The organism is Pseudomonas sp. (genome assembly GCF_050739655.1).
Classification (GTDB): domain Bacteria; phylum Pseudomonadota; class Gammaproteobacteria; order Pseudomonadales; family Pseudomonadaceae; genus Aquipseudomonas.
Genome location: NZ_JBOIBY010000454.1, coordinates 1 through 3,047, shown reverse-complemented (window position 1 = coordinate 3,047; position 3,047 = coordinate 1). Strand labels below are relative to the sequence as shown.

General features: G+C 59.6%; 2 protein-coding genes. Both read left to right on the top strand.

Annotated features, from left to right (window positions below; all coding sequences use genetic code 11):
* Positions 1–1,581, top strand: a 1,581-nt coding sequence (locus ACRESJ_RS21705; protein WP_431759738.1) for an SEC-C metal-binding domain-containing protein, incomplete at its 5' end; no start/stop codon positions are given.
* A gap of 120 nt (positions 1,582–1,701) precedes the next feature.
* Entirely contained in the window at positions 1,702–2,919 is a 1,218-nt protein-coding gene (gene argJ / locus ACRESJ_RS21700) for a bifunctional glutamate N-acetyltransferase/amino-acid acetyltransferase ArgJ (protein WP_431759737.1), read from the top strand.
* The last annotated feature ends 128 nt before the right edge of the window (positions 2,920–3,047 follow it).

Sequence of the window (3,047 nt, the reverse complement as noted above, 5' to 3'; positions counted from 1 at the left end):
AAACTGTCCGGCATGACCGGTACGGCCGACACCGAAGCGTTCGAGTTCCATCAGATCTATGGCTTGCAGGTCATCGTCATTCCGACGAACAAGCCGCTGGCCCGTAAAGACTACAACGACCTGGTGTTCCTGACCGCCGACGAGAAATATGCGGCAATCGTCACTGACATCAAGGAAAGCATGGCCGCGGGCCGTCCGGTGCTGGTGGGTACTGCGACCATCGAAACCTCCGAGCGCATGTCCGACCTGCTCAACAAGGAAGGCATCGAGCACAAGGTCCTGAACGCCAAGTTCCACGAAAAAGAAGCCGAGATCATCGCCCAGGCCGGTCGCCCAGGCGCACTGACCATCGCCACCAACATGGCCGGTCGTGGTACCGACATCCTGTTGGGCGGTAACTGGGAAGTGGAAGTCGCGTCGCTGGAAAACCCGACCCCTGAGCAGATTGCCCAGATCAAGGCCGACTGGCAGAAGCGTCACCAGCAAGTGCTCGAGTCGGGTGGTTTGCAGGTAATTGCCTCCGAACGTCACGAATCGCGCCGTATCGACAACCAGTTGCGTGGTCGTGCCGGTCGTCAGGGTGACGCCGGTTCCAGCCGTTTCTACCTGTCGCTTGAAGACAGCCTGATGCGTATCTTCGCCTCTGACCGGGTGAAGAACTTCATGAAGGCCCTGGGCATGCAGCCTGGCGAAGCGATCGAGCACCGCATGGTGACCAACGCCATTGAAAAGGCTCAGCGCAAGGTTGAAGGCCGCAACTTCGACATTCGCAAGCAACTGCTCGAGTTCGACGACGTCAACAACGAACAGCGTAAAGTGATCTATCACATGCGTAACACGTTGCTGGCCGCGGACAACATCGGTGAAACCATCGCCGACTTCCGCCAGGACGTACTCAGCGCTACCGTCAGTGCGCACATTCCACCGCAATCGCTGCCTGAGCAGTGGGACGTGGCCGGTCTGGAAGCTGCGCTGCAGAGCGACTTCGGTGTGGCGCTGCCGATTCAGCAATGGCTCGACGAAGACGATCACCTGTACGAAGAAACCCTGCGCGAGAAACTGATGCAGGAACTGATCGCCGCGTACAAAGAAAAAGAAGATCAGGCTGGCGCCGAAGCGCTGCGCACCTTCGAGAAGCAAATCGTTCTGCGCGTTCTGGACGATCTGTGGAAAGACCACCTGTCGACCATGGACCACCTGCGTCACGGCATTCACTTGCGTGGCTATGCCCAGAAGAACCCGAAGCAGGAATACAAGCGCGAGTCGTTCACGCTGTTCTCCGAGCTGCTGGATTCGATCAAGCGCGACTCGATCCGTGTGTTGTCGCATGTTCAGGTTCGTCGCGAAGATCCGGCCGAAGAAGAAGCACGCCTGCGCCAGGAAGCCGAAGCCCTCGCGGCGCGCATGCAATTCCTGCATGAAGAGGCTCCAGGTCTGGAGCAGCCCGAAACATTGGGTGAAGAGGTCGATGTTGCCCTCGCCACCGCACCGGTGCGCAACGAGCAGAAGCTGGGCCGCAACGAGCTGTGCTACTGCGGTTCGGGCAAGAAGTTCAAGCATTGCCACGGGCAGATCCAGTAAAACCCGTTTGAAACGCTGAAATACCTGCGCCGCGACCGGCTCCTGCCGTCGCGGCGTTTTGCCATTTACACCACCGCTCCTGTCGAGCGGTGCAGACATCATCTAGTGAGGAACGCATTCATGGCTGTTGGTCTTGGTCCTTTGCCAACGTTGCACCCGGTTGCCGGTTTTGAACTCGGTATTGCCTCGGCCGGTATCAAGCGCCCGGGGCGCAAGGATGTCGTGGTCATGCGCTGTGTCGAAGGCTCGACCGTCGCTGGCGTGTTCACCTTGAACGCCTTCTGCGCAGCCCCGGTGATCCTGGCCAAGCAGCGCGTGCAAGGCCCGGTGCGTTACTTGCTGACCAACACCGGCAATGCCAACGCCGGTACCGGTGAGCCGGGCCGGGCCGCCGCCGAGCGCACCTGCGCCAAACTGGCCGAGCTGACCGGTGTCGATGCCAGCCAGGTGCTGCCTTACTCTACCGGCGTGATCGGCGAGCCGCTGCCAGTCGAGAAAATCGAAGGTGCATTGCAAGCCGCCCTGGACGACCTGTCGGTGAATAACTGGGAAGCTGCCGCCACCGGCATCATGACCACCGACACCTTGCCTAAAGGTGCCAGCCGCCAGTTCCAGCACGACGGCGTGACCGTCACTGTTACCGGTATCAGCAAAGGCGCGGGCATGATTCGCCCGAACATGGCCACCATGCTCGGCTACATCGCCACTGACGCCAAAGTTTCCCGTGACGTGCTGCAAAACCTGATGCTCGATGGTGCCAACAAGTCGTTCAACCGCATCACCATCGACGGCGACACCTCGACCAACGACTGCTGCATGCTGATCGCTACCGGTCAGGCGGCATTGTCGGAAATCACCCGCGCCGAAGGCGAACTGTTTGCCAAGCTCAAGCAAGCGGTGTTCGAGGTTTGCATGGACGTGGCGCAAGCCATCGTGCGTGACGGCGAAGGCGCAACCAAGTTCGTGACCGTTGAAGTCAACGGCGGTGGCAATCACCAGGAATGTCTGGACGTTGGTTACACCGTGGCTCATTCGCCGCTGATCAAGACTGCGCTTTTCGCTTCCGATCCGAACTGGGGTCGCATCCTGGCAGCCGTTGGCCGCGCCGGCGTCCCGAACCTGGACGTGAGCAAGATCGACGTGTTCCTCGGCGAAGTGTGCATCGCCAGCCGTGGCGCCCGTGCCGCGACTTACACCGAAGCCCAGGGCTCGGCAGTGATGCAGCGGGAAGAAATCACCATCCGTATCGAGCTGGGTCGTGGTGATTGCAGCGAAACGATCTGGACCACTGATCTGTCCCACGAATACGTGAAGATCAACGCCGAGTACCGTACTTAATACCCCCGAACGGGAGCGAGTTTGCTTGCGAGGGTAATTCAACATTTAACAACTATGTTGAATGTCATGGCCTCTTCGCGGGCAAGCCCGCTCCCACAGGTATCAGTGTTTGCTGGAGATTTTGTGGC